Genomic DNA, 26,558 nt, shown 5'->3' on the forward strand with positions numbered 1-26,558 from the left:
CATAATGTATACCAAGTCTTTTTCGTTTTTGCAACTTGAATTGGCTCTTGCCAAGTACCTGATTTTATAGGAAAACCAGCTTTAAAAGACACATTGAATGTAAGATTAGTATGTATTTTTATAATTTCTGATTCAGGTAATTTGATAGCAATATTAGGAGCGATATTGTTTGCTCCTGTTTCTACATCAGACAAGTAGCACTTTAAAAGCTCGATAACCGATTGATACATTCTTTCTGATTCTTGGCTAGTAATTTGTTTTAATACATCTACCATGACCAGATTGAGATGCATAGCAAGCTCATTAAATTCTTCGTTAAGTTGCCTGAGTTTATTTTTATCTTGATCTGTTCTCGCTTCCATTTTTTTACCTTCTTTCGCAAACGAGGCAGTGTAGCCTAATCTGACAAGTCTTTTTAGGCAGTTACCCAGCAAATTGATATTTATGACATTTGCTTTTTTGAGATTTAGTGTGTCTAGAATGACTTTTCCATTTTCTAGCGATTTAGCTACTGATTCTAGAACTTGATTTATTCCTTGACCAATCTCTCTTCGCCATCCATAAAGGGGATATAATTTATCTCCTAATTCATTGTATGGTTCGACATTTTTAATTTTTAAAAGTGTATTCTCTAGATAAAGAACTGGATCATCTTCTGATTCATCTGCTAAAAACTGTTTAATTTTTTTATCTATTTCTTCAAAAGGCTCTGTTAATTTTTTGTTACTAATTTCTAAAAAACTATCAATTGTTGAGCGAATCCATAATATCTTTTCACGTTCTTGTTGATAGCGTTCTTCGGAACTATTCAGAATCGCTGTTGTTGTCTGTAAAGACCACTCTGTAATAGCATTACCAGCAGCAATATTAAAACGTTCTATTGCTTGGGGAATAACTAATCGGGGAAAATGTTGGCTAATATGCTCTCTTAAGGATTGCTGAAATTCTTCTGCGTAAGACTTTTTCCATAACGCATCAGCAACCCTATTTCGGTCATGTCTAGACCATTTTTCTGTTTTACGCGGTAGGTCTTCTAATATATTCTCATCAATTAATCCATTAAAATGGTTATCTGCTTTTTTACAAGCTTCTAAACTGTATATTTCATCATATTGTTTTATCTGAAGTGCTAATAAAGCAGCCCATGTACTCAGTTTTATAACCTGTAATTTCTCAATGTCTTCTCTATATTCTTTTAACTGATCGGAGAGTTCGTGCTTGATACTACGTATCGCATTCTCAACAAAGCGAGTCTCTGTTTCTGGCCAGTTTCTATCTGCTCGAAAAATGTCAATCCGATTGAGAATAAACAGCATACGTGCAGGAGAACCACCTAAATCTTTTACCTGCTCAACTACTTCTTGCAGCAAGCTTCTAACTTTTTCTTTGTCGGTTTCTGCACTGTTATATGTTACCAAGCACAATGCCTCACGACACTGTTTAATCACATTTGCGTTACCTTCATCGCCCACATACGCTAAACCAGGCAAATCCATAATTCTTACCTTTACGCCTCTGGGTAATTCCAGTTTGGATTCTTTGATGAGTCTAAAAGGGTAAGATATGGTCGATTGGGGGCAAGCTAAATTAGCTTGTTTCTCTCTGTTATCGATGTAACTTATCATCACATCGTATAAGCGTTGATAAATTCGCTCATCACTAATACCTGTCCATTCTCCACACTCCCATAATGCTCCTGGAGTTTCATGGATTATTAAAGATTTTGTTTCGCTGTATTCTATGGTTACTGCTCCGGCGCTCATTTCGCTGACAGCTACAGGAACAATTTCGGCTCCACATAATAGATTTACTAAAGTGCTTTTACCACTACTGGTAGTTCCTGTAGTCGCAAGGGTAAGAGTAGGATTGCGAAGCTCATCTACTAAATTATCAATAGCTATCTCTAACTTGTCAGAAAGTTCTTGTAGTTCGGCGTGATATGTATCTGGCAAATGCTCAGATATTTCGGTAGAAAAATTATGCCAATATTTGGAGAGAAGTTGGGCATTTTGTTCTACATCTTCAAATACTTTGTATAACTTGTTGCTCATTTTAAAACCTATTGCTAATTTTTTATAACTACAGAATTTTTAGTTTCTGTATACTTCCAATAAATTTCAGTTTTATTTAGTTAACGTGTGGCTAGATTTGAGTATTTTCGCTATTTATTTATAATCGGAAATTAAGTGAATAGCTTACGTATTTACACGTAATTAGCTATTAAAGTGTTTAAAATTTTATCATTTTACGTATGTAGCCAATATTTCGCAGACTCATTCCATTTGGCACAAATTACGGTTTGGGTGCAGCATTTGGATGTTTACCTGCGTAGTAGACAACGACTTTCAAGAGTTCTTCATGAGGAACGTAAAATACTCTGTCCCCTTTTGTCACCTCATATTCCCATGCGCCTTTGTAGAGTTTGCCCTTCAAAGGAAAAACACGACCAGGCTTTCTGGTTGTTGGTGCAGTACATAAATCCTCACAACAACGACGAGTGCTTTCTGGATGAGGTTCTATTAGGGACTTCCAAATAAAAAAAAACATCCCAAATTTTCTTGTGGGATGGGTGTCCCCACCCGTCCCAGATTTAGGGCGGGCAAGATGCCCACCCCACAAGATGGATAATTTATTTCTTGGAAGTCCCTTAAGGCTTCCCAATCCCGATTTACCCGACGATTTGTGGCTACTACTAACCAAGTGCTTTCTGTCTCGGATAATGTCGGAACTATCAGTTTAACTTCTGGTAAATATATCCGATTTGTGTCAATACGGTTCAGTTAAGCATTTTTCTCTTCTCTCTGTTTCCTCTGCGCCTCTGCGGTTCGTTAAAAAATTGACTTTGATAAAGAGTTTTAGCCTTAACTGAACCGTATTGCGATTTGTATACGTAATAACACGCAAAAGCTGACCTGCTTAAGTTAACAAAAACATTGCAAAAACGATCGCTGTAATCCAGTTCTTGAGTGTACTGACGACAAGCCGAAGAAGCCTCTACGCCTTTCTGGAGTTTAGTGTAGTGGCGGAATAAAATTTAGATTTCGGTTTTTCACACTGCATCAAAAAATAACCTGTCAAAAATGCCCGAAACATATTCTGGGTATAGATTGTGACGAGTGCGATCGCAGGACTGATGAAAAATGCGGGCTAGGCTGTGATTGGTTTATTATTCTCAGGTTAATTTAGTTCTAATCATGGTCAAAAACACGACTTTAGATCCTCTAGTAACGGATATTCGATATGAAGAAATTTGTCAGATTTTGGGAGAGACTTACAACCAAGAACGCTGGAACGACTGGCGCTGGCAAATGCGGCATCGGTTAACTAAGCTGGAACACTTTCAGAAGTTATTAAGGCTTAGTGCTACCGAAGAACAGGGACTTTTAATCGCCCCAGAGAAGTTTGCTGTAGCCGTAACCCCATACTTTGCATCACTACTCGATCCAGAAGATCCCCTTTGCCCACTACGGTTACAAGTAATCCCACGGGAAGAAGAACTAATAGTTAGTCCAGCAGACATGGTAGATCCATGTGGTGAAGATAAGGACACTCCAGTGCCAGGACTCGTACACCGCTACCCTGACCGAGTGTTGCTACTTGCCCTAGACAGTTGCGCTGCTTATTGTCGTTACTGCACCCGCTCTCGTTTGGTAAGCCAAGGTGAGATGTATCCAGTAACACGGCGGTTGGATGCGATCGCTGCTTACCTGGAGGAACACACGGAGATCCGTGACGTGTTAATTTCCGGTGGCGATCCTCTATTGATGGCTGATGAACCTTTAGATAATTTGCTGAGGCGGCTGCGTGCCATTAAGCATATTGAATTTATCCGAATTGGTTCCCGCGTGCCAAGTTTTTTACCGCAGCGAATTACACCAGAACTGGTTGCCTTGCTTCGTAAACATCGAGTGTGGCTATCTTTGCACTTTTGTCATCTGCGAGAACTTACCCCAGAAGTCGCGCAAGCTTGCGATCGCCTAGCTGATGGCGGCATTCCTTTAGGCAGTCAAACTGTGCTGTTAAAAGGTGTAAATGATTCTGAAAAAGCCTTGAAAAATCTGTTTCACGGTCTTCTTAAGCTGCGTGTGCGACCTTATTATCTTTATCAATGCGACCCAGTTGTTGGCACTGCACATCTGCGAACGAGTGTGCAAACTGGGCTTGATTTAATTTCTAAATTGCGCGGTCATACTACTGGCTACGCTGTACCAACCTATGTAATTGATGCCCCTGGCGGTGGTGGCAAAATCCCAATTCAAGCTGAGACTTTACTTGCTTATGAGAAGGGTACAGCTACAATGCGAAATTGGGCAGGTCAAACATACACATATATAGATCCAGTAGAGCAGGGCTAATATCGTGTCCGGTTGGCAAACCAAAAAACTAAGTAATCGCAGGAGATTAGTGGGAATGTTGATTGTTGGTAATACAAACCTAAAAGGTCGGGGTGTCTTCGCACAGAAGCACTTTTTCAAAGGAGAGATCATTGAGAGAGTGCCAGTTGTTGTTATACCCGCAGAACAGGTCGAATTCCTAGATAAAACAATTTTGGGCAACTATTACTACGATTGGGAAGATAAAGCTGCGGCGATCGCTCTAGGTTTATCTTCCTTGATCAACCATTCTTACCATCCCAATAGTTATTATGTGAAAAAATTCGCCGACCAAGAGTTGGATCTGATTGCCTATCGAGATATAGAAGCGGGAGAAGAAATTACTGCCAACTACAACGGTTCTCCTGATGATAAATCTCCTATATGGTTTGATGTTGTTGATGAGATATTTTCACTTAACTAAGGATTTAGTAATCCGAATTCCTTAATTAAGACACCTAATTTATAAAGCTAACAGAGAAAGTTTTCTCGCTGGGAATTATCGGGCTATGGGATTATTCATTGGTCTGTGTTATGACCTGAAGGCAGACTACCTTAAGGCTGGTTTCAGTGCCTCTGAGGTGATGGAGTTCGATGATGAAGAAACTATCATCAGTTTAGAAACTGCACTACTTCAGTTAAGTCATCAGGTTGAACGTGTTGGTAATGGTAGAGAACTGGCTTGGCGTTTGGCAAAAGGCGATCGCTGGGATTTGATTTTCAATATTGCTGAAGGTTTGCAGGGTCGCTCTCGTGAAGCCCAAGTCCCGGCAGTCTGCGAATTATTCGCTCAACCCTATACCTTTTCCGATCCGCTTACCTGCGCCCTCACGTTAGATAAGGCACTGGCTAAAAGAGTAGTGCGCGATCGCGGTTTGCCAACAGCCCCTTTTGAAGTGGTGAATACTACCGCAGAAGCCACGGGTGTATCGCTGCCAATGCCACTTTTCCTCAAACCCGTGGCGGAGGGTAGTTCTAAAGGGGTAACTGGCTGTTCTCTTGTCAAAGAACGCGAGGAGCTAGTAAATGCTTATCAATTGTTACACGAACTTTTTCAGCAACCAGTACTCGTAGAAACCTTTCTTCCAGGTAGAGAAGTAACAGTAGGCATTGTTGGCAACGGTAGCAACTCACGGATAGTAGGTGTGATGGAAGTAATTTTTACAGAGCAAGCGGAAGTTTTTGCTTACACCACCCTTAACAAGGATGAGTATTTGGAAAGGGTATCTTATCGTTTGCTGATAGATCCCGAACCACTGGCAGCACAAGCAAGGCAACTGGCGCTGGATGCTTACCATATTCTTGGTTGCCGTGATGCCGCCCGCGTGGATCTGCGCTGCGATGCTAGTGGTGTGTTGCAGTTTATGGAGGTTAACCCACTGCCAGGGCTACATCATATCCGCTCAGACTTGCCAATTATGGGGCGTTTGGGTGGTATAACATACACAGAAATCATTGCTGAAATAGTCGAGTCTGCATGGCAAAGGTATGATTATTGTAAAGACGGCGATTCATCGCGTCTCTTGTCTTAACGGAACAGCATTGAGAGATGAATTATCTAATAGCGGCAAAGCAGTCAAAAGATAAAAACGCCCAGTTAAAAGCACTGCACCCATAAGTAGCCCTAGTACTAAACCCAGCCATAAACCTATAGCACCCCAGCCGAAAGTGAATGCCATCAGATAGCCCCCACCTAGACCTACCACCCAGTAAGCGAACATAGTAATTAATGCTGGTACTTTGGTGTCCTTTAACCCGATTAAAGCACCAGCAGCAATAGTCTGAATCGAATAAAATATTTGGACTATTGCCCCCGCAGTGAGGAAAGAAGTTGCTGTTTTAACTATCTCGATATTATCTAGATTACTGGTGTCTAAATACATTGCCACAATATAGTTGGGAAACAGCCAAAAAACTAGTGCCACAATGCTTACAAAGGGAGTCACAAGCGCAATGCAGACTAATCCGGCTCTGCTTGCACCCTTGCGATCGTTTTGTCCCCTCAACTGCCCTACTCTCATGGTGACGGCATAGGAAATACCTATAGATACTGTTTCGACAAAACTTTCTGTCTCGATGGTAATTTCATGGGCTGCTAACGTCTCTGTTCCAAACCACCCCATCAGTAAAGCAGTGGCAGTGAATACTCCAATTTCTGCCCCATACTGCAACCCCAAAAACCATCCAGTTTGGAAGATATCTATAAACATCTCCCGATCGAATTTATGTAAAGCGTTATTAAGTTGGTATTCTTTAAAGTAGTTATCGAAGCAAATCCAAATGGCGGCGGCGATAAAATTCAGCCAAAAAATGAGTGTGCTTCCCCAACCGATACCGGCTAAACCAAGGGCTGGTAAACCAAATTTACCGAACATTAGCACGTAATTAGCAACTGCATTTAATAATAGTCCAGCCACCGTAATTACTGTTAAAAATTGGGGGCGATTGAGGGCAGAGCTAACTTCTTTTAAGATACAAAAACCGAGTGCAGCCGGAAAACCCCAAACAATAGACCGCAAATATGTTTGAGCTAATAATACATTGCTTTCTTCTTGACCAGTCAGCAGCAGGATATAGTCAAAGTGCCAAATGATAAACATCACAGGTAAGCACATCGTCACAGCTAACCAAATTCCTTGACCGGTAGCACGGTTAATTTGGTCTATTTCTCCTGCACCAAAAGCATTGGCGATACTCACACCTGCGGCTGAAAGAATAGAACGACAAACGGAAGCTAGAGTAGAAAAGGTAACAGCGCCTAAAGCACCCGCAGCTAATGCTTGGCTGTTAAGTAAGCCCATCATTACCCCATCCAATAAAGGAATGCCCGCTTCTAATATTTGAGTAATTACCAAAGGTACTGCCAATTGCAGACAGGCTTGGACTTCTAATATCAGTTCTGACTTAAATTCTTTTGAAGTTAACTCCATTGGGGCGCTAAAAAAGCAATACTGCATACATTAAGATATACTAACGCCTACAGGTGCAATTAACTCAAACTATTAGCGATCGCTCTCCATTAACTACGTATTAAGATGTTACCTTTTAACCATAAATGAGGGTAATTCAGGAGTGCTGTTAGGGATTTATAATCTCTCCCTGCCCCTTACCCTCAAACAACAAAATCACTGGCTCGGTAGTTTTGGGTGTGTAGTCGAGTACTTACCAACGATGCCAGAAATCTCCGGGTTGTAAAGTCTCAAATAATTCCAGTAATTGCCAAATACTTGCCGCACATAATTTTTGGTTTCATCAAAAGGAATTTCTTCAACAAACTCATCTGGATCTTTTGTAGTTAGAGTTTGCAACCATTTGGAGACATTGCCGGGGCCAGCATTGTAACTAGCGATCGCCAGCAATGAGTTATTGTTATATTGATCGTGGGTATGACCCAAATACCATGTACCCAGCATGATATTATCGTTGGGATTTTCTAAGTTGATTGTTTTGAAATCCACCTTGATTTGTGGCGCGATCCATTTAGCTGTACTCGGCAACAGCTGCATTAAACCAGTAGCATCAGCAGTAGATTTGATTTTTGGTTCAAACCGTGACTCTTGACGCATCAGAGCAGTTACTAGCAGAGGATTAAGTTTACGGTCAATAGACCACTTTTCAATCTCTCGCAGATAGGGAAATGGATAACGCGCTTGCCAGTAGGTGATTTGTTTACTCAGAGTCTGATATTGGGCAAGTTCAGCTGGTATTTCTCGGTCTTCCAATTTAGAAATTTCATCAATTCCGATGAGATTTTCTCCCTTAGCTTGCCGCATCAACCCTTCAGTAAATTGCTCTGCTACCGTTGGTTGAATTTTGTTCTGAAATTCTGTTTGCCATTGTAACCAGGCATCGCGGTCTTGACCTAACAGATACAATTCTTTGAAAGTTTCAGTACCAGCAGGTGGTAATGGGCGCTGGGGTGTGATTACTTCTGGGTTCATGACGCGCACGTTGTCAAAGTTACCGACATTTAGCCCCAACATTGTCGCGGCTCGCCATGCATAGTAAGAGTAGGGAAACTGGCTAATTACATACTCATAAGCAGTTTTAGATTCTTGTTGTTTACCCAGTGAAGCTGCCCATTTCCCTACCCAAAAGCCCGCTCTTGGAGCCAAAATACTATTGGGGTTATTAGTAACGATTGGTTCTGCCCATTGCCAAGCACCGATGTAATCTTTGGCTTCGGCTTTATCTTGGGCGATTTTCCAACGATACTCTGCGGCTTCGTCAGAATTACCATATTTGGCTATGAGTAATTGCCACGCTGCGCTAGCTGACTTTTGATCCTTGAGAGTTTGGAAAGTTTTGGCTTTTTGTGCTAGGGCAGTACCAGCTTGTTTGGGAAATTTACTAATTACCTGGTCAAGATAGGGTAAGCCGTCTTTAGGTGTTTTTGCGGTTTCTGCTAACCGCAGTAGTGCCGTCCCAGTTTCCTCGGTATTGGGAAATTGCTGTACTAATTGTTGATAAGTGGCGATCGCTTTTTCTTTATCTTTACCTCCCACCTGTAAGCCCCGTGCAGTACGGTAGAGGTTGCGCGATGTTTTGGGTGCTTTGGCGTAAGCATTGGCCGCTTTGGGAAACTGACTATTTTCCCAATAGCTTGTACCAATGAGTTCCCAGTCTGCGGGTTTGAGCGTGGGCTGTTTTACTAGCTGATCCAAAACGCCCACTATGCCCGGTTGATCGTAAGCATATTTAGCCAAAATTAATTGTAATTGTGGCTGATTGGGGTTTTCTTGCAAGCGTTTGCGAATAATTTCCCAAGTTAGAGGATTGGAAGGAAATTGAGCGATCGCAGTTTCTTGTTGCTTTGGTTGAGCAATCAAATATAGCGCTTTGACTGCGGCTGGTTCTTTGGGATACAGTTTTAGCACCCTTTGCCTGAGATCCGAGGCTTTGCCGTCCTCGCCCAGCATAGCCTCTGCCTGGGCTTGTTTGAGCAAAATGTAGGGCGCGAGGATGGGATAGTCTTTCTCTAGTCCTTGGAGTAAAACCAGGGCTTTTTGCCCTTGAGTTCTTTCAATATAATCACTCGCCAAAAGATAACGAGCGCGATTTCGATCCGGCGATCGCGATTCTTGAGCGATCGTTGCTAGTTTTGCCGCCCGTTCTGGCAGCGATTGCGATATCAGAGGAAAAACGGCTGATTGGGTAACACTACCGTCCGATTTTTGCTCTGTTTGATTCTGACTCAGTTTGAGCCATTTCCCTAGAGACTTGCCAATCTCAGGTGCTGATACCATTGCCCCAGCTAAAAAGGCAAACAGTGCCGCACCCGCAATTATCGAAATTTGCTTTTTCTGTAGTTTCTTCAGCATGAATACCCGCTGAAAAGTTTCGGTGAATTTCTTGAAACTCTAACACTCCTAACCATCAGTGTTACCAATTTTTTATTTTAGATTTTTAATTTTATGTAGAAAAATACTAATTTTCAACCCTACAGTTGGTAGTATTGAGTTCCTAGCACATATTAGATACTATTACATCTATCTTGGGTATATCTTAAAGATCGCAGGAAGTTTGACTTCTACGGATTTGCGATCGCTAAACTCTCGTACACTGCGGCAAGCTGACACAACAGTTTGAAGAAGAATTCAGAAGTCAGAATGGGCTAAACCTTAGCTATCCGCTAACAGCATTCAGAATCAAGACGCAACGCTCGATAACTCGCTAACGCAGACTCGCTTGCCGCCGGCGCTATCCGCTTTTTCATTCAGAATTCAGAATGAATTCTGACTCCTGACTCCTGAATTCTGTTCGATAAAATTTAATACCTTATGCTTGGGCTATAGCCTCGCATTTTATGACAATTAATTACTGAAATTGACTGAAAAGAATGATACTAAAATATTTCAGTAAATGGGATTAGGTAGATAACTCTTGTAGCCCAATCCATTCGGTAATCGATTGCCATTGGGTTGCGTAAGTAATGGTACTCTTACGTTTTTCTTTTTGAGTTTTTCTAGGTAATTTTCCCATGACAGCATCGGCGAATGGACTCGATTCATTCCAATTATAAATAGGCATTTCCTGCCAGCAGTGGCGACAAAACCAGTAAGTCTCTGCACCGCGTATATGTTCTAAAAGTAAACTTGAGCAGCAAGGACAGTAATTCATATTTTTCTCAAATCCTGTTAATAAAAGTGTTGTTGCAAATTAGGGCAGCCTGTTGAGAAGCCCGTAGATATTTAAAACAAATGTGTCTATATTTTTACTATAGTCTTTAAATATGAGGAACTTGTGAGGTTAGTCAAAATACTTAATAATTTAGCAAAACTTATACACAAATGTTCGTTAGAGGATGTTTGAAAGGTAATTATCTGTGATTTTAGGCACTTCTTTATCCTCCGTAAACCCCTCTTAAAAAGCTATGTATTATAAACATCTTTATTAACACAGAAGTTATCGATTGGATTGCTCGACTCGGCGGGTTTTTAGACAGCTAATTATTTTTCAAACATCCTCTAACACACCCTACACTAACTAATGTTGTTCAAAATCAAAGAGGAATCCTATATAAATTTTAAGGTAATTCTCAGAGGAAATTAATTTAACTAGTAGAGAATTGTATTTATCTTCTTATAGAAAGATTTGCGTAGTTGATAGGATGATGAAATAAAAGTATTTAACGCGATGTGCAACTTATTCTTAGAATCCCTCTCTAAACCTCTCCCCGAAACAGAGAGGTTAACAGTAACTTTACATTTAGCAGTATGATTTTTTTGATCGAGACTTATTAAACACCTTAAGCGCAACCAGAAGAGTGAAGCAAATCATAAAAGTTAGGATAAATATAGATCCGTTTTCCTTGCAGTCACGCCTCACGGTTGGTATTGCAGCATTTTCTGGTTTGGTATTAGGTAGTCTTGCTATATGGACTAGTTGGAAAATGCAGCAAATTTTAGTTGATAGTCAGAAATATAATATAGAACAAATTGCCAAGCGCTTGCCGCAAGATGTACAAATTTATAGTGAAATGATGCAACCTGAATCTGGGTTGCAAAAGGCTATTAATAATTTGGCAAATACCAACACATTATTATGGCTAAAAAGTCCTGATAATAAAATTTTAGTCAAGTCTGCCACTTTAGATTTGTTATCTAATACTACAGTAGCTGAGTTAATGACTCTGACTAAGATGCCGATTAAACCACAAGTTTACAAAGTGAACGAAAGCTACTTTGTTTTATGTGGTAGTTCTGTGCAAGTACAGGGTAAGTTACTAGGTGAGTTATTTGTAGTCAAGGATATAACCCGCGAACAGAGAATGTTTGGGGTAATGGTACAGAGTTTAGGTATTACTAGTGTTTTGGCAATTATTATTTTAACTGCTGCGATCGCATTTTATATTAAGCGCTCTCTGCAACCTCTGCGCCAGCTAAATCAAATGGCTTCGATGATTTCCGCTAAAGATTTAGGACAAGCGCAGCTATATCTTGATAATGCACCCAGCGAAGTTAAAGAATTAGCTCAAACTTTAACTATGCTGTTATCGCGTCTTTCCCAATCATGGGAGCAAGAACGAGAATTTGTAAGTAATGTTTCTCACGAGTTACGTACACCTTTAACTATTGTACATGGTTATTTGCAAAGCGTTTTACGAAGGCAAAATAACTTAACCCAAACTCAACAAGAAGCTTTAGAAACTGCGGCATCAGAAGCCGAACGTACTATCCGCTTGCTACAAGATTTACTTGATTTAGCACGTGCAGATAGCGGATATTTATACTTTCAAATGAAATCTTATGTGCTGAATGAATTGGTTGAAGAAGTTGTAATAATGGCAGATAAATATAGCGATCGCACAATTACAATCGAGTCAAAAATTCATCCAATTGAGATAAAAGTAGACTATAGCCGCTTTAAGCAAGTGTTATTAAATTTAATTGATAATGCCGTTAAGTATTCTGATGCTGACACAACCATAATTTTTAAGTTAAATCAGCTTCAAGACCGGGCAATTATTCAAGTTTGCGACCAAGGTTATGGCATTCCTTTGCAACAGCAAGCACGGATATTTGAAAGATTTTACCGTGTAGATGAATCGCGCTCTCATACTACTGGAGGTTGTGGTTTGGGTTTATCTATTGTCAAGACACTTTTAGAAGGTATGGGGGGTACTGTAAGCGTGCAATCAAAGTTAGGAGAAGGGAGTATGTTTACAATCAGTTTACCTACATATAGGAATCATATTTGATTTCTATAGTAGTTCTATCTGATTTGTGAAATACTTAGCCCAAGGTAATAGAGGCAAAGTTACCGTCCTTTCAAAGCCAGGTTATGGTAACTTTTATTTTCACATTACCTGCTTTAGGAGCAAAAATATGACAGCACATATCCTTTTGGTAGAAGATGAAGTTAAACTAGCGCGATTTGTCGAATTAGAACTTAGTAGCGAAGGATACCAAGTAAGTGTCGCCCATGATGGCATCGCTGGTTTAACTTTGGCGCGAGACTCATCACCAGATTTAGCGATTCTGGATTGGATGCTCCCAGGCTTAACAGGTGTGGAAATTTGTCGCCGTTTGCGAGCAACAGGGAGTACAGTACCAGTAATTTTGTTGACAGCAAAAGATGAAGTGAGCGATCGCGTGGCAGGATTAGATGCAGGAGCTGATGATTATGTAGTTAAACCCTTTAGCATTGAGGAACTATTAGCTAGAATTCGCGCTCATCTCCGCCGTACCCAAGAAACAGACGAAAATTTGTTGCAATTTGAAGATTTAAGCTTAAATCGCCGCACCCGTGAGGTTTTTCGGGAAAAACGGAGCATTCAGTTAACAGCAAAAGAGTTTGACTTATTAGAATATCTCCTTTCACATCCCCGTCAAGTATTTACTAGAGATCAAATTTTAGAAAAAGTTTGGGGTTACGACTTCATGGGTGATTCTAATATTATTGAGGTTTATATTCGTTATCTGCGACTCAAGCTGGAAGAAAATAATCAAAAACGTTTGATTCATACAGTCCGTGGTGTAGGCTATGCACTACGAGAGTAATCGTAATGACTTGGTGATTTCGATACAAAGCGACATATTGAATTATGAAGAAAAAATGGGCTGTTAAACGACTGACAGTAAATCTCACAACCGAGGAAATGAAGAAACTTGAACAATACTGTACTCTCACAGGAAGACCAGCAACAGATGTAATTCGAGAATTGCTGCGAAGTCTTGAGGTTGAAAATGCTGAAAACTCTGAAATTGAAGCTGCAGACTCAACAATAACTGTTGGCAGTTGGTCAAAACCACACTAACTATCGACTCGAATATCGCGTTTCCTAATCAGAATAAGATACAGCTTAACCTCACCCCCAACTCCTCTCCTTACTAAAAAGAGAGTTGGGGGTGAGGTTTTATACAGCAGTTTTCAAGGAGATGAGGTACAAGCTGTATCTACTTGATGCACCTGGAAAGTTCCATTCTATATCCTGCCAAGTTTCAGAAATGAGTCAGAGACTCAATGAATGCATTCCCAGTCGGAGACTGGGAACGAGGAATAATTCACGCCCACTTACTTAGTGACTTCAAGCTTCAATTAATACTTGTGTTTAGCTAATTATCCCTCTGTTCTGTAACGCCTTTACCTCTTTTACCTTTGCCATGTCTTAACAAGCACCTATTGTGGGCATTATAATCCCAGTCCAATACATTAGCTAGCAGCCAGAACGCTATTTGGCAGCAAGTTTTTCATTTATAAATATAGTATCAACCAATGGTAGATAGTTTTAGACCTTATCTCTTTGTTTCTCGATATAGTTTGTACACTGTATTTCTTTTTTGGATATTATCAGAAGCTAAGTTACAAGCAGCCCAAGCACATCAGATATGGAAATCACCCTCAGAATTGACCGAGCAAGTCGCCACAGTCAATCCTGAGTCAGCAGAGCAATATTCAAAACCACTCCCCTATCGATTAGAGTCAACACCTATTTTGATGGCGGCACCCGAAAACTTCAATCCTGATTTGCGATTACCACCATCGCTACCTGAAGCACCGCAGCAGAATTCTAGTCCACCATCGCTACCTGAAGCACCGCAGCAGAATTATAGTCCACCATCGTTACCTGAAGCACCGCAGCAGAATTCTAGTCCACCAAAAACTTCCACCGAACCAAAAAGGCCGGATGCAGTTTTGGAAAGTATTGATACGGACTATCACTATGAGACAGACAACTTTGGTCAAACAAATTTTTTCGTTGAGCCAACAGTTCAGTTTCGATTGAGAAATGGGAATAAAATATTTTTCAAGACAGGTTTTGACTACTTTGAGCAACGCGGTGTTGAATCAGTAACTAATTTTCCCTTGCAAGTTGGATGGCAAGGAAAAATTGGAGAAGTGACTCTACAAACAGCAGCCGGAGTCGATGTGTTCAATCGTTTACCCACAGCGCTGAATCTGAATGTGAAGGTGGACGCTCCCATTTCGCCGCCGCAAGTTTCGGCATCAGGTCGATTGCGATCGCTAGTAGTACTATCAGGTAATTTAGAACAAGGGCCTTATAAATCTAATGCTCGAACTTTAGACAATCAAATTACTGCTTGGCGATTTGGCCCTGATTTATACTGGCAGATTGACCGTGATACTAGCTTGTTTTCGTCATTGCGTTTGGGTAATTACAACGATGGTAATTCTGATGTGCAGTCTTTTAGTAGGTTAGAGCGCAAGTTTGGACAATTTTCTCTGGCAGCTAACTTATTCACTTTGAGTTACGATCGCGATTTAGAACGCACAAGCGGCTATTTTTCTCCACCAGATTTTCTAGTCTACAACGGTGAGCTGGCTTGGGAAGGAAATATTGCTAATTTCTTACGCTGTCGCTTCGCTGCCAATTTAGGACGACAGCGACTTAAAGGAGAATTTGACAATGCTAATACCTATCAAACGCGCTGTACGGTAAAACTGTCGCCCAGTATAGAAGCAGACTTGGGCTATAGCTTTAGTAATGTCCGCAATCAAGAAACTGGGGGAAGTACTTACGGTGGTAACTCCTTGACAGGACAGTTGCGAGTCAAATTTTAACAAAAAAGAATTCAGGAGTCAGAATTCAGAATGAATATAGAATCAAGTGCGCTATATATTTTTGATTTTTTGATTTTTTGATTTTCTTCAAATTATAAACTTTGACTATCAAAGTCTTCTTAATTTTAACTTCTAACTCCTAACTCCTAACTTCTAACTCCTGGATTCTGAATTCTGAATTCTGTTTTTTAAATCCAAAATGGTATAAGGCTGAAGAATGAAAGCACCATTACCTGATAACGAAACACAGCGAATCAAATCTCTTTTAGAGTATAAAATTCTTGATACTGCTGCGGAAAATGCCTTTGACGATCTCACACGTTTAGCGTCATATATTTGTGGAACTCCTATTGCCCTAATTAGTCTAGTTGATAGCAATCGTCAGTGGTTCAAGTCAAAAGTTGGTTTGGATGCCATAGAAACCGACCGAAATCTGGCATTTTGCGCCCATGCGATTATACAACCTGAAGTTTTTGTTGTACCTGATGCCACAGAAGACGAAAGGTTTGCCACAAATCCGCTAGTTACCTCCGATCCGAATGTTCGGTTTTATGCTGGTGTACCCCTGATTAATCCTGAAGGATATGCGTTAGGAACCCTTTGTGTAATTGACAATGTACCAAGAAACCTCTCCCCAGAACAACTTGAAGCATTACAAATTCTCGGTCGCCAGGTAATTAAACAACTAGAAATTCGCCGCACTTTAGCAAGTTCAGTTTTGGCGAGTGATACAGGCAAACAAGTACAAAAGGGACGCAAAAATTTTTTTCAAAGAGTAGCCGGAGGCTTTGGATTAGCATCGGCAATTTTAGTTTTAATTGGCGTAATTTCTTATCAAAACACCCGCATATTGATTGATAATAATAATCAGGTACAAAAAACTCAAGAGAAAATCAATAAACTAGAAGAATTACTGTCCGAGATGAAAGATGCTGAGACTGGACAACGCGGTTACATCCTCACTGGACAAGAAATTTATCTAGAACCTTATCAAGCAGTAGTTGGAAATATCGATCAAAAAATTGTCAACCTGAAGGATTTAATTACAAATCAACCTAAGCAACAAAAGCAGTTGGCAACCCTTGAATCTCTGATAGCTGCAAAACTTGCCATCCTCAAGCAAACTATATACCTGCGTCAAAATCAGGGATTTGAGGCGGCGTTGCAGGTAATCCAGACAAATCAAGGAAAACATCTTATGGATGATATTCGGAAGATTGTCAATGGGATAGAGAATGAGAATAGAGAATTGCTTCAACAACAGTCACAAGCTGCAAAAGCTAGTGCTAACAACATGGTTTTGACACTTGCGATCGCTATTTGCCTAAGTTTTTTAATTCTGGCTATAGTTTACTACTTTATTTATCGTGAGGGAAAAGAACGTAAATTAACAGAGGAAATACTGAATCAAGAACGCAACTTTATCTCAGCAATTCTTGATACAACCAGCGCTTTGGTAATAGTTCTTGACCCGAAAGGGAAAATCGTTCGCTTCAATCAAGCTTGTGAACAAACAACTGGTTACTCATTTGATGAGGTGAAAGGAAGGCATTTCTGGAATCTGTTTTTACCTCCCGAACAGATAGACCAAGTGAAAGCAGTTTTTGAGCAGTTGCGAGGTGGTGAAGGGCCTAAAGAATACGAAAACTATTGGATAACTAAGGATGGCAGTCGGCGGCTGATTGCCTGGACTAACACTACCTTGCAAGACTATGAGGGCTACGTTAAATACATTGTTGCCACAGGTATTGATATCAGCGATGTCTTCGAGGAACTTCGCTTACGCCAACGAACTGAACAGCATCTGAAAGCAGAGTATGTTACAACCCGCGTCCTAGCAGAGTCAACCACAATTAACGAAGCCATACCTCAAATCCTGCAAGGAATCTGCGAAAGTTTGGGATGGGATTTAGGTGAATTTTGGCTGGTAGATCAGCAAGCAAATTTACTGTCTTTGCTAAATTCATGGTATAAAATATCCTTCGAGATGCAAGAATTTGACATCCTAAGTTGGCAGACCACCTTTGCACCAGGAATTGGGCTGCCTGGTCGTGTCTGGACTAGTCTGGAACCTGTTTGGATCGCTGATGTTGTTAAAGATGAGAATTTCATCCGCTCTCAAACCGCCCTCTCAGCAGAATTGCATGGAGCTTTCGGTTTTCCGATCCGTAGTGGTAAAAAAACTATCGGTGTTATTACCTGCTTTAGCCATAAAATTCAACAACCTGACCCAGGTTTGGCAACAGTCATGAATTCTATTGGCGAGCAAGTAGGGCAGTTTATCGAGCGCAAACAAGCAGAAGAACAACTCCAACGCCAAAACTTGCGATCGCAATTATTTACTGAAATCACCCTGAAAATTCGTCAGTCTTTGCAAATCAAAGAAATTCTGCAAATCACTGTAACCGAGGTACAAAAAATTCTCCATAGCGATCGAGTTTTGATTTATCAGCCTTTTGCAGATGGTTCTGGAGCCACGGTAGTTGAGGCAGTAATTTCTGGCTGGCTGGCAATTAAAGAAAAAGAGCTTGTGGATACTTACTTTCAAGCCGAATACATCCAGCAATACTATCTACAGCAGTACCGTCAAAAACCGAATCTGGGGCTTGCTGACTTGGATATAGCTGAAGTCCAAAAAAACCATTTTGAATTACTGCAACAATTTGGAGTCCAGTGTAATTTAGTCATACCCCTTCTTGTCAAAGACGAACTCTGCGGTTTGCTAATTGTCCATCAGTGCGGTAATTCCCGCCAATGGTCTACCTTTGAAACTCATCTTTTACGGCAAATAGCTGACCAAGTAGGTATTGCCTTAGCCCAAGCCCAAATGTTAAATGCCGAAACTCAACAGCGACGAGAACTAGAAATTGCCCGTCAGCAAGCTGAATTAGCTTCTCAAACCAAAAGTGCCTTTTTGGCCAACATGAGCCATGAAATTCGGACTCCAATGAATGCTGTGTTGGGGATGACAGGCTTAATGTTAGATACTCCCCTAAACTCCGAGCAGCGAGATTTTATGGAAACAATTCGCATTAGTGGAGATGCTCTCTTAAGCCTGATCAACGAAATTTTGGATCTATCCAAACTAGAGGCTGGGGAAATGTTACTAGAAACTCTAGATTTTGACTTATCTACCTGTGTAGAAGAGGTGTTGGACTTATTGGCTCCCTCAGCCCATCATAAGGGATTAGAAATTGCTGGATTAATTTATGGCAACGTTCCCACCCATCTCCAAGGCGATGCTGGCCGCCTACGACAAATTCTCATGAACTTGATCGGCAATGCAATCAAATTCACCAGCAATGGAGAGGTAGTATTACGAGCAGAATTGCGATCGCTTTCCCACACTACAGCCACCATCTATTTTGCCATCATAGATACCGGTCTTGGCATTACCCCTGAAGACCAATACAAACTCTTTAAGCCATTTACCCAAGTAGATGCTTCCACCACCCGTAAATATGGCGGTACAGGTTTGGGATTGGCAATCTGCAAGCAACTGGTAAGCTTGATGGGCGGAGAAATGGGCGTAGAAAGTCGGTTGGGGAAAGGATCTAAATTTTGGTTTGAACTAACTCTCGCCAAGCAAGTTGACTCGATTTCTTTAGAAGGCGAACGCGAACTTTTGGTAAATCGGCGCTTGTTAGTAGTGGATGATAATGCTACTAATCGCAAAATCATCCACCATCAAGCTACCCGTTGGGGGATGCTGGTGGATCAGGTTGCTTCGGCTACTGCTGCCCTGAAAGCTATTCAGGAAGCCGCCAAGCAAAAAAAATCCTATGACATAGCTGTGATTGATATGCAGATGCCAGAAATAGATGGTATGACTTTAGGAGAGCAAATTAAAGCAAATTCAGCGATCGCTGGGCTACCTTTGATTATGCTTACCTCTACTAATCAACGCGATGAAATCCAGCGATCGCTAAAAATAGGATTTGCAGCTTATTTAGTCAAACCTATTAAGCCGTCCCGACTCCTGGATACCATCATGACTATTTTAGGAACGGATCTGGAAGAGGAGGCAGAAGTTAGAATTCAGGAGTTAGAAATCAGAAATCAGGATTTAAAACTAAAAAATTCTGAAAACAACCGCAACTATTATTCTCGTGACTTACCCAAACTGAGAATTCTCTTAGCTGAAGATAATTTGGTGAATCAAAAAGTTGCCTTAAAGCAACTCCAAAGCTTGGGTTATAGCGCTGATGTTGCTGGTAATGGGAAAGAAGTTTTGCAGCTATTAGAAAAAATTCCCTACGATTTAATTCTGATGGATTGCCAAATGCCAGTTCTCGACGGTTTAGAAACTACAAAAGAAATTCATCGTTGGCAAGAAAGCAGCTTTGCTAGTGGTTATCGTCCTGTGGTAATTGCAATGACAGCTAATGCCATGAAAGAAGACCAACAAATGTGTCTAGATGCCGGAATGGATGACTATTTGAGCAAGCCAGTAATCAAAGAAAAATTGGCGTTGGCACTAGAGCGTTGGGGAAATGTCATATTTAAGGTAAAAGAAACAGCTGCCGCACAGCAGACAGGTTGTACAACAGATGTCGGTTCAGTTAAGCTCCCAATTGACTGGGAACGCTTGCATGAACTCTCAGAAAACAACCAAGAATTTGAATTGGAACTACTGCAAATATTTGTTGAAGATATTCAACCCCGTCTAGAAGTCATTAAAATAGCGATCGCAGATCATGACTTTGAGCAAATAGCGCACCAAAGCCATCAAATTAAAGGTGCTAGCGCCAATATGGGAGTTACAATCATGCATCTGGCAGCAGAAAAACTAGAACAACTAGCCCTGAGGCAAGAACGTCGAGGTACTAGTAACTTAATCGTAGAGTTAGAAGACTTTGTTAAACGCATCCAAGAATTTTTGAACTGTAAAGATAGTGAAGCTAAAACCTGAAAAATTAATAATACTTATTAATAATTAACGACAACAATTTTTTCTGAGTCAGCATGAAAAACACTTATTTTTCCGTTTCTCATGACTGATTTCCTATTTTCCAGATAGAAGTTGCAAACAACTGGGAATAATAACTTTGATGTACTAAAAGCATATTCGGTGAGTTAGCTGCATCATAAGCTAAGAATTTTTAGCCTAAATGTTAGTTAAATGCATCACCTTCTATTTCCAATTGATTCCCGAAAAGTGAGGTTTTCCTAATGAGTCAGATGAGTAGAGACGATGTACGAGAAAGACTTGGCAATATCGATCAGATCCGCGATATTATTCTTGGAACACAGCTAAGAGAGTACGACAATCGATTTAGCAAGATCGAATCAGATATATCTCTCCTGCAACAACAGATGCGATCGCATGTCGAGCAACTAAAGTCCAACTTTTCGGCTGAACTAAAAGCGGGGTTTGAGTCGCTAGATAAAAAGCTGAAGTCACTTAACCTAGCAACTCAAGAAGAAACTCTTGACTTACGGCAACAGGTTGATAGACTTAATAAAAAGTTTTCTAATAGCGTTCAGTCCCTTGATGAAAACTTAGATAGCCAAACTACCTCGATTCGAGATGAAATATTTCAAACTAAAGTCCAATTACAAGATGATGTTACGGCATTACGGGATCTGATTTTAGAAGAAATAGATCGACGTTTCTCGCAGTTGACAGACACTAAAGTTTCTAAAGACGATATGGCTGAAACTTTGTTTGCCTTGGGAATGCGTCTGAAAGAAACTGAATTTATTCCTAAATTGCGAGAAGCAGCCGATGAACGTAGCGATGAATATGCTGCTGTACCGCTTCTAGAAACTACGAAGTTGTCAAAAGTATTAACTCACTCCAACGGTACGGCAGAATTGCATTCGTAATTAAGTTAGAAGGCAAAGAGAGATGAGACAGATAATGACTTCAAACTCCTAACTCAGAACTCCTAACTCAGAACTTTTAAAAGGATAACTCAGGTGGAAAATTCGATTTCTCAATCTGTTGAGTTGAAACCAGAAAACGCTGTGCATCTTGACAATTTGCTGAATTTGCTCATCGATCTCAAAATTATCGAATCACCTGAGCAGTCTTTTTCTTTATTACCATCAGAAACTGATCATAGTAATGAGTATATTCCAGAAGAAACTCAACTACTGCAACTTCCTCCAGTAGCATTTGAAGTATGTGAAGCTTATTTAGAGTCGGCTTTTTATTTTCCTCCAGATATATCTAATTACTCACAAACCACTCAAGAACAATTAGAAGAATCTGTTGAGATATTTGCAGAACTGGAAGCAAAGTTAGATAACTCAGAGGATGCATTGCAAAAATTACGGGAGATATTATTCGGAGATGAATTAGCAGATATAGACAATATCACGGCTAAACTTGAACAAAAATTAACAAAAATAGAGAATCAAATTTACAACCCGAAAGAACTGATAAATCTACTACTACCAAGGATTGATGAGCTTTTAAGGCTGAAGATTGCAGAGTCGAAAGAGGAATTTGTCGAGATAATTGCTCCGATTATCGATCGGGCTATCCTCAGTCGCACTGAACAAGATAAAGTTAGCATGGGTATAGCGATCGCTGCTGTTATTCCTCTGGCTATCTCCCAACAGATAATTATAGCTCCAGAAGAAGTTTCAGATGCGATCGCTCCGGCAATGGGACGAGCGATAAAAAAGCAAATTGAAATTGAACAGAATATTGTGGTGGATGCACTCTACCCAATTATTGGTGGAACCATAGCCAAATATATGGCAGAGACAATCCGGGCTATTAACCAACAAGTTGAAGAAACCCTTAGCGTTAAAGGCATCAAACGTAAAATTAGCGCCAAGCTACAGGGAGTTTCGGAAGCAGAATTAATTCTGAAAGAAGCTCTACCATTTACAATTCAAGCCATTTTCTTAATTCATAAAGCATCTGGTTTAATTATCTCAGATATTCAACACTCTGATGTAGAACAGCTAGAGGCTGAAATGATCGCAGGAATGCTGACAGCAATTCGCAGCTTCGCCAATGATTGCATCAATCCATCTGGAAGCATCACAGAATTAGATGCAATTGAATATGGGACATCGAAAATAATTTTAGAAGTTGCAGGATACTGTTATTTAGCAATTGTTATCCAAGGAGAGCCAAGCAAAAAGTTTATTTCAAAAATGCGGAAATTATTCAGCAAAATTGTTCAAAAATATGGTAATTTAATTGAAAAATTTGACGGCGATCCAGATTTAATTCCTATTGAAGTTCATACACTTCTGGAAGAATTAAAACATACAGATACTCAGGAAAAAAAGAAACCAAAAATCCCACCCCTACTGGTATTAGGCTTAACAGTTATCAGCAGTATTTTCATTCCTTGGGGCATTTGGCAATACCATAGTGGAGTTATACATTCCATTGAAAATCAAACTTTGTTGGCTCTAACTTCTGTTCCAGAACTATCGGTATATCGGCTCACTGTACAAGTAGAACACAATAAATTAAAATTAGCAGGACGATTACCTAATCAACTTCTTCGCCAGAAAGCCGAGCAAATTGTTAAAATAACCTCTCCTAATTGGTTGATTGACAATCAAATTTTATTGGCAGAAATACCAGCAGACCCCGTATTAGCTGCTGCTGAAGTCAAACGAGTCACAGCAGTTTTAAATCAGACTGACGATATAGCAATTTCCGCTCAATATGTTGCTGGTAAAGTAGCTGTTGAAGGAACTGTCAACCGAATTGCAGATGCTCAAATTATTACGAATGCATTTGACCAAATTCCCGGCGTAAAATCTGTGTCTAGCGCGGTGCGAGTAGAACCCCCACAGATTGAAGTTCGATTTTACTTTCAACCATACTCAGCGAGTTTAATGAAAGTAGATACAGCGCACAAAATTCAACAGGTTAAATTTTTCCTTAATCAGCACCCAAATAAGCATTTAAAAATCATTGGTTATAGTGACCGCACTGGCGTGAACAAATCTCAAAAATTGTCACTGGCGCGAGCAAAGGCTGTACAACAAGCACTGATTAAATTAGGCATCGAGCCATTTCGTCTACAGGTCATTGGGAGGACAAATTTGCCACCAGGAATTGATGTAACTCAACCCTTATGGTTAAGCCGCTGTGTAGCTCTAGAACCGATAAACAAGCAATTTTAAGTTTATAGTGTATAGTGGCTATGATTTTGATCAAACATTCTCTACTTTTATTCAACTATGTCTACAATCTCTAAAAAAATATGCTTATTTGGTGATTTTGGTGTTGGTAAAACTAGTCTAGTTCGCCAATTTGTAGAGTGTCAGTTTAGTGATGAATATCTTTCAACTGTAGGAGTAAAAATCTCTCGTAAATTGTTTAATGTTTCAGAAAAAGACCTCCTTGTTGAACAAAGACTACAGTTAATCATTTGGGATATTGAAGGCAGTAATAAGTTTAAGGCAGTTGCTAAAAATTATTTTCAGGGTTCTAAAGGTGCTGTGATAGTCGGTGATGTGACACAAGCAGAAACGCTCCATCATATCCAGAAGCATATTCAAACTTTTTTAGCTGTTAATCCTAACAGCTACATTGTTGTTGCACTGAACAAATCAGATATGATTGCAGCCGAATATTTAGAAAAAATTCGTCAAATGTATCAATTCAGCAATCAAGCTAATATATTAGGCACTTATGTAACCTCAGCTAAAACTGGCAATAATGTTGATAAAATATTTCAAACTTTAGCCACTCGTTTAATTTAATTAACATGAACTCATTTTTGACCAACCTATTATCTGTATGTGGGATTGAATATTTAATAATTGATGAAAAGTTCAAGATTATAGAGATGTCTTTGGGACTAAATCATTTTGCCGATATTCCTAATGAAGTGAAGCCAGGTCAGGATGTTCGGATTGGATTTCCCGAATTAGAGGGACTTGAAGATATTTTTGATGCAATTCTACAGGGTGAACAAGATAATTTTGAATTAAAAGGAATTAGGCGTTTAGAAGATACGACTTCTCCTTTGTATATTGATATTCGTATTACTAATAATATCCAAGAAGACCATTTTAGCAATCGACTAATCATTATTATCGAAAATGCAACAGAACGGATGGTACTTGAGCAATCTTTGTTTCAAGGTGCAAATGAAGCAAATCTTTTGCTACGTAATTTAAAGGCTTCTAAACAATATATTGACCAAATTGTGACATCAATGGCAGATGCATTGTTGGTAACAACGCTATCAGGTAAGATAAAAAAAATCAATTACGCGGCACAAATTTTATTGCAATATGATGAAATAGAACTTATCGGTCAACCTATCAATAAAGTTATTAAAGAAGTTAATAAATTTCCCTTGATAATTGGAGATATTGAAAACGTTGATATATTCCAAAATTCAGATATAAATATTTTAGCGCAAGAGGTAGAAACGGTTTGTTATACGAAAACTGGTAAAACAATTCCCGTCGCTTTTTCATCTTCAATAGTTAAGACAGAAATTGAACATTTTCAAGGTTATGTTTACATTTTGCGAGACATGACTGAACGAAAGCAAGCAGAACTTGCTAAACAGGAATTTTTAGCGATGATTAGCCATGAAGTTCGGACTCCGATCGCATCGGTAATTGGTATGGCTAGTTTGTTGCTATATACTGAATTGACTGCTGAACAGCAAGATTTTGTTGAAATCATTTCTACCAGTGGAAATTCTTTACTCAAAATTATTAATGATTTCCTTGACTTCTCCAAAATACAATCGGCTAACTTGGAACTGGAGCAGGAGCCTTTTGCTTTGCGAAGTTGTATCAATGAGGCTCTTTACATGCTTACGCCTACAGCGAGAGAAAAAGGTTTAAAACTCATATTTTTAGATAGTCCTCAACTTCCGACTACGATTGTGGGGGATATCACCAGACTGCGCCAAGTCTTGATTAATTTACTCAGTAATGCGATTAAATTTACCGAAACTGGAAGCATCGAAGTTTCAGTTATCAGCCGCAAAAATACTGATATTAATCGTTCTTCTGCTGCAAATACTGACGAAATTCAGTTTAGTATTAAAGATACAGGTATCGGAATTCCCCGCGATCGCCTTGAACGTTTATTTAAAGCCTTCAGTCAAGTTAACTCCTCTATTACTCGAGAGTATGGCGGTACTGGCTTAGGTCTTGCTATCTGCAAGCAACTGTGCGAGTTAATGGGTGGCAGAATTTGGGTTAAAAGTGAGCTTAATGTAGGTAGCATATTTTACTTTACAATTGCCGCTTCAGTCATTGCAGAGGAGTCAGCAGGGGCTAGTGTGGTCTTCTCTCAAGGGGAGATACCAAAAGCGATCGAGTCTCCCCAAGTAGAGCAACTGGCGTTTAAGAGTCAGGAGTTATTCAACGCCCCCGCGTCTCCTGACTTCCATAAATTAAGAATTCTTGTCACTGAAGATAATCTGGTGAATCAGAAAATAGCCTTGAAGCAACTCCAAAGCCTGGGCTACAGTGCTGATATTGCTGCTAATGGAAAAGAAGCGTTACAGCTACTAGAAAAAATTCCTTACGATTTGATTCTGATGGATTGCCAAATGCCGATTCTCGACGGCTTGGAAACTACAAAACAAATTCATCGTTGCCAAGAAAGCAGCTTTGCTAGTGGTCGTCGTCCTGTAGTAATTGCAATGACAGCTAATGCGATGAAACAAGACAAACAAATGTGTCTAGATGCCGGAATGGATGACTATTTGAGCAAGCCGGTGATGAAAGAAAATTTGGCCGCGACGCTAGAACATTGGGGAAATGTGATATTCAGGGCAAAGGAAATAGCTGGCACAGAGCAGAAAGTTTCTACAACAGATGCAGATTCCGTTAACCTCCCAATTGATTGGGAACGTTTGCATCAACTCTCAGAAAACAACCCAGAATTTGAATTGGAACTACTGCAAATATTTGTTGAAGATATTCAACCCCGTCTAGAGGTAATTAAAATAGCGATCGCAGATTATGACTTTGAGCAAATAGCACTCCAATGCCATCAAATTAAAGGTTCTAGTGCCAATATGGGAGTCACAACCATGCATCTGGCAGCAGAAAAACTAGAACAACTAGCCTTGAAGCAAGAGCGTCGAGGTACTAGTAACTTAATCTTAGAGTTAGAAGAGTTTATTAAACGCATCCAAGAGTTTTTAATTAGAAGTTAAAAGTTAGGAGTTACAGCAGAATTCAGAATTCAGAATTCAG

17 protein-coding genes are annotated in these 26,558 nt (G+C 40.0%); 12 read left to right on the forward strand and 5 right to left on the reverse strand.

Features of this window, described 5'->3' with window-relative positions; genetic code table 11:
• Both HWQ37_RS25805 and HWQ37_RS25810 read right to left on the reverse strand, forming a co-directional pair.
• Positions 1 to 2,051, reverse strand: a 2,051-nt coding sequence (locus HWQ37_RS25805; protein WP_292752737.1) for a dynamin family protein, incomplete at its 3' end; no start/stop codon positions are given.
• Positions 2,052 to 2,292: 241 nt separating this feature from the next.
• On the reverse strand, positions 2,293 to 2,547 hold the full coding sequence (locus tag HWQ37_RS25810) for a hypothetical protein (RefSeq protein WP_292752739.1): 255 nt from the start codon (positions 2,545 to 2,547) through the stop codon (positions 2,293 to 2,295).
• Between the two features lie 647 nt (positions 2,548 to 3,194).
• Between HWQ37_RS25810 and HWQ37_RS25815 the strand changes: the two genes are divergently transcribed.
• The 3 genes from HWQ37_RS25815 (at position 3,195) to HWQ37_RS25825 (ending at position 5,905) form a co-directional block, all read left to right on the forward strand.
• Positions 3,195 to 4,355, forward strand: a complete 1,161-nt coding sequence (locus HWQ37_RS25815) for a KamA family radical SAM protein (RefSeq protein ID WP_292752741.1) — start codon at positions 3,195 to 3,197, stop codon at positions 4,353 to 4,355.
• Between the two features lie 4 nt (positions 4,356 to 4,359).
• Positions 4,360 to 4,797, forward strand: coding sequence for an SET domain-containing protein (locus HWQ37_RS25820; RefSeq protein ID WP_292752744.1), 438 nt, complete (start codon positions 4,360 to 4,362; stop codon positions 4,795 to 4,797).
• Positions 4,798 to 4,882: 85 nt separating this feature from the next.
• Positions 4,883 to 5,905 carry a D-alanine--D-alanine ligase family protein gene (locus HWQ37_RS25825; RefSeq protein ID WP_292752747.1) on the forward strand — a complete coding sequence of 341 codons (1,023 nt, stop codon included), beginning with the start codon at positions 4,883 to 4,885 and terminating at the stop codon, positions 5,903 to 5,905.
• Here the strand turns inward: HWQ37_RS25825 and HWQ37_RS25830 are convergent.
• From HWQ37_RS25830 to HWQ37_RS25840, 3 genes are all read right to left on the reverse strand, one after another.
• A complete protein-coding gene (locus tag HWQ37_RS25830) occupies positions 5,885 to 7,303 on the reverse strand; it encodes an MATE family efflux transporter (protein WP_292752749.1) in 1,419 nt (472 codons plus the stop codon). The two genes, HWQ37_RS25825 and HWQ37_RS25830, sit on opposite strands and share 21 nt — an antisense overlap.
• A 195-nt stretch (positions 7,304 to 7,498) precedes the next feature.
• On the reverse strand, positions 7,499 to 9,694 hold the full coding sequence (locus tag HWQ37_RS25835) for a lytic transglycosylase domain-containing protein (protein WP_292752752.1): 2,196 nt from the start codon (positions 9,692 to 9,694) through the stop codon (positions 7,499 to 7,501).
• 547 nt (positions 9,695 to 10,241) lie between these two features.
• Positions 10,242 to 10,493 (reverse strand): hypothetical protein, encoded by a 252-nt coding sequence (locus HWQ37_RS25840; RefSeq protein ID WP_292752754.1) that lies wholly within the window; start codon positions 10,491 to 10,493, stop codon positions 10,242 to 10,244.
• Between the two features lie 646 nt (positions 10,494 to 11,139).
• On the opposite strand from HWQ37_RS25840, the gene HWQ37_RS25845 reads away from it, so the two are divergent.
• The 9 genes from HWQ37_RS25845 (at position 11,140) to HWQ37_RS25885 (ending at position 26,518) form a co-directional block, all read left to right on the forward strand.
• Positions 11,140 to 12,573, forward strand: a complete 1,434-nt coding sequence (locus HWQ37_RS25845) for a sensor histidine kinase (RefSeq protein ID WP_292752756.1) — start codon at positions 11,140 to 11,142, stop codon at positions 12,571 to 12,573.
• Positions 12,574 to 12,700: 127 nt separating this feature from the next.
• Positions 12,701 to 13,375 (forward strand): response regulator transcription factor, encoded by a 675-nt coding sequence (locus HWQ37_RS25850; protein ID WP_292752758.1) that lies wholly within the window; start codon positions 12,701 to 12,703, stop codon positions 13,373 to 13,375.
• A gap of 44 nt (positions 13,376 to 13,419) precedes the next feature.
• Positions 13,420 to 13,632, forward strand: coding sequence for a CopG family transcriptional regulator (locus HWQ37_RS25855; RefSeq protein WP_292752761.1), 213 nt, complete (start codon positions 13,420 to 13,422; stop codon positions 13,630 to 13,632).
• A 458-nt stretch (positions 13,633 to 14,090) separates the two neighbouring features.
• Positions 14,091 to 15,398, forward strand: a complete 1,308-nt coding sequence (locus tag HWQ37_RS25860) for a hypothetical protein (RefSeq protein WP_292752764.1) — start codon at positions 14,091 to 14,093, stop codon at positions 15,396 to 15,398.
• Positions 15,399 to 15,615: 217 nt separating this feature from the next.
• Positions 15,616 to 20,310, forward strand: a complete 4,695-nt coding sequence (locus tag HWQ37_RS25865) for a response regulator (protein WP_292752766.1) — start codon at positions 15,616 to 15,618, stop codon at positions 20,308 to 20,310.
• Positions 20,311 to 20,570: 260 nt separating this feature from the next.
• Positions 20,571 to 21,227: a hypothetical protein gene (locus HWQ37_RS25870; protein WP_292752769.1), complete on the forward strand. Its 657-nt coding sequence runs from the start codon at positions 20,571 to 20,573 to the stop codon at positions 21,225 to 21,227.
• Positions 21,228 to 21,320: 93 nt separating this feature from the next.
• On the forward strand, positions 21,321 to 23,504 hold the full coding sequence (locus HWQ37_RS25875; protein WP_292752771.1) for an OmpA family protein: 2,184 nt from the start codon (positions 21,321 to 21,323) through the stop codon (positions 23,502 to 23,504).
• A gap of 57 nt (positions 23,505 to 23,561) precedes the next feature.
• Positions 23,562 to 24,086, forward strand: coding sequence for a Rab family GTPase (locus HWQ37_RS25880; RefSeq protein WP_292752774.1), 525 nt, complete (start codon positions 23,562 to 23,564; stop codon positions 24,084 to 24,086).
• Positions 24,087 to 24,103: 17 nt separating this feature from the next.
• The gene (locus HWQ37_RS25885; protein ID WP_363318187.1) at positions 24,104 to 26,518 is read left to right on the forward strand and encodes an ATP-binding protein; all 2,415 of its coding nucleotides are present in this window, start codon (positions 24,104 to 24,106) and stop codon (positions 26,516 to 26,518) included.
• Positions 26,519 to 26,558 lie beyond the last annotated feature (40 nt).

The organism is Nostoc sp. NMS4 (assembly GCF_017115095.1).
Classification (GTDB): Bacteria; Cyanobacteriota; Cyanobacteriia; order Cyanobacteriales; family Nostocaceae; genus Nostoc.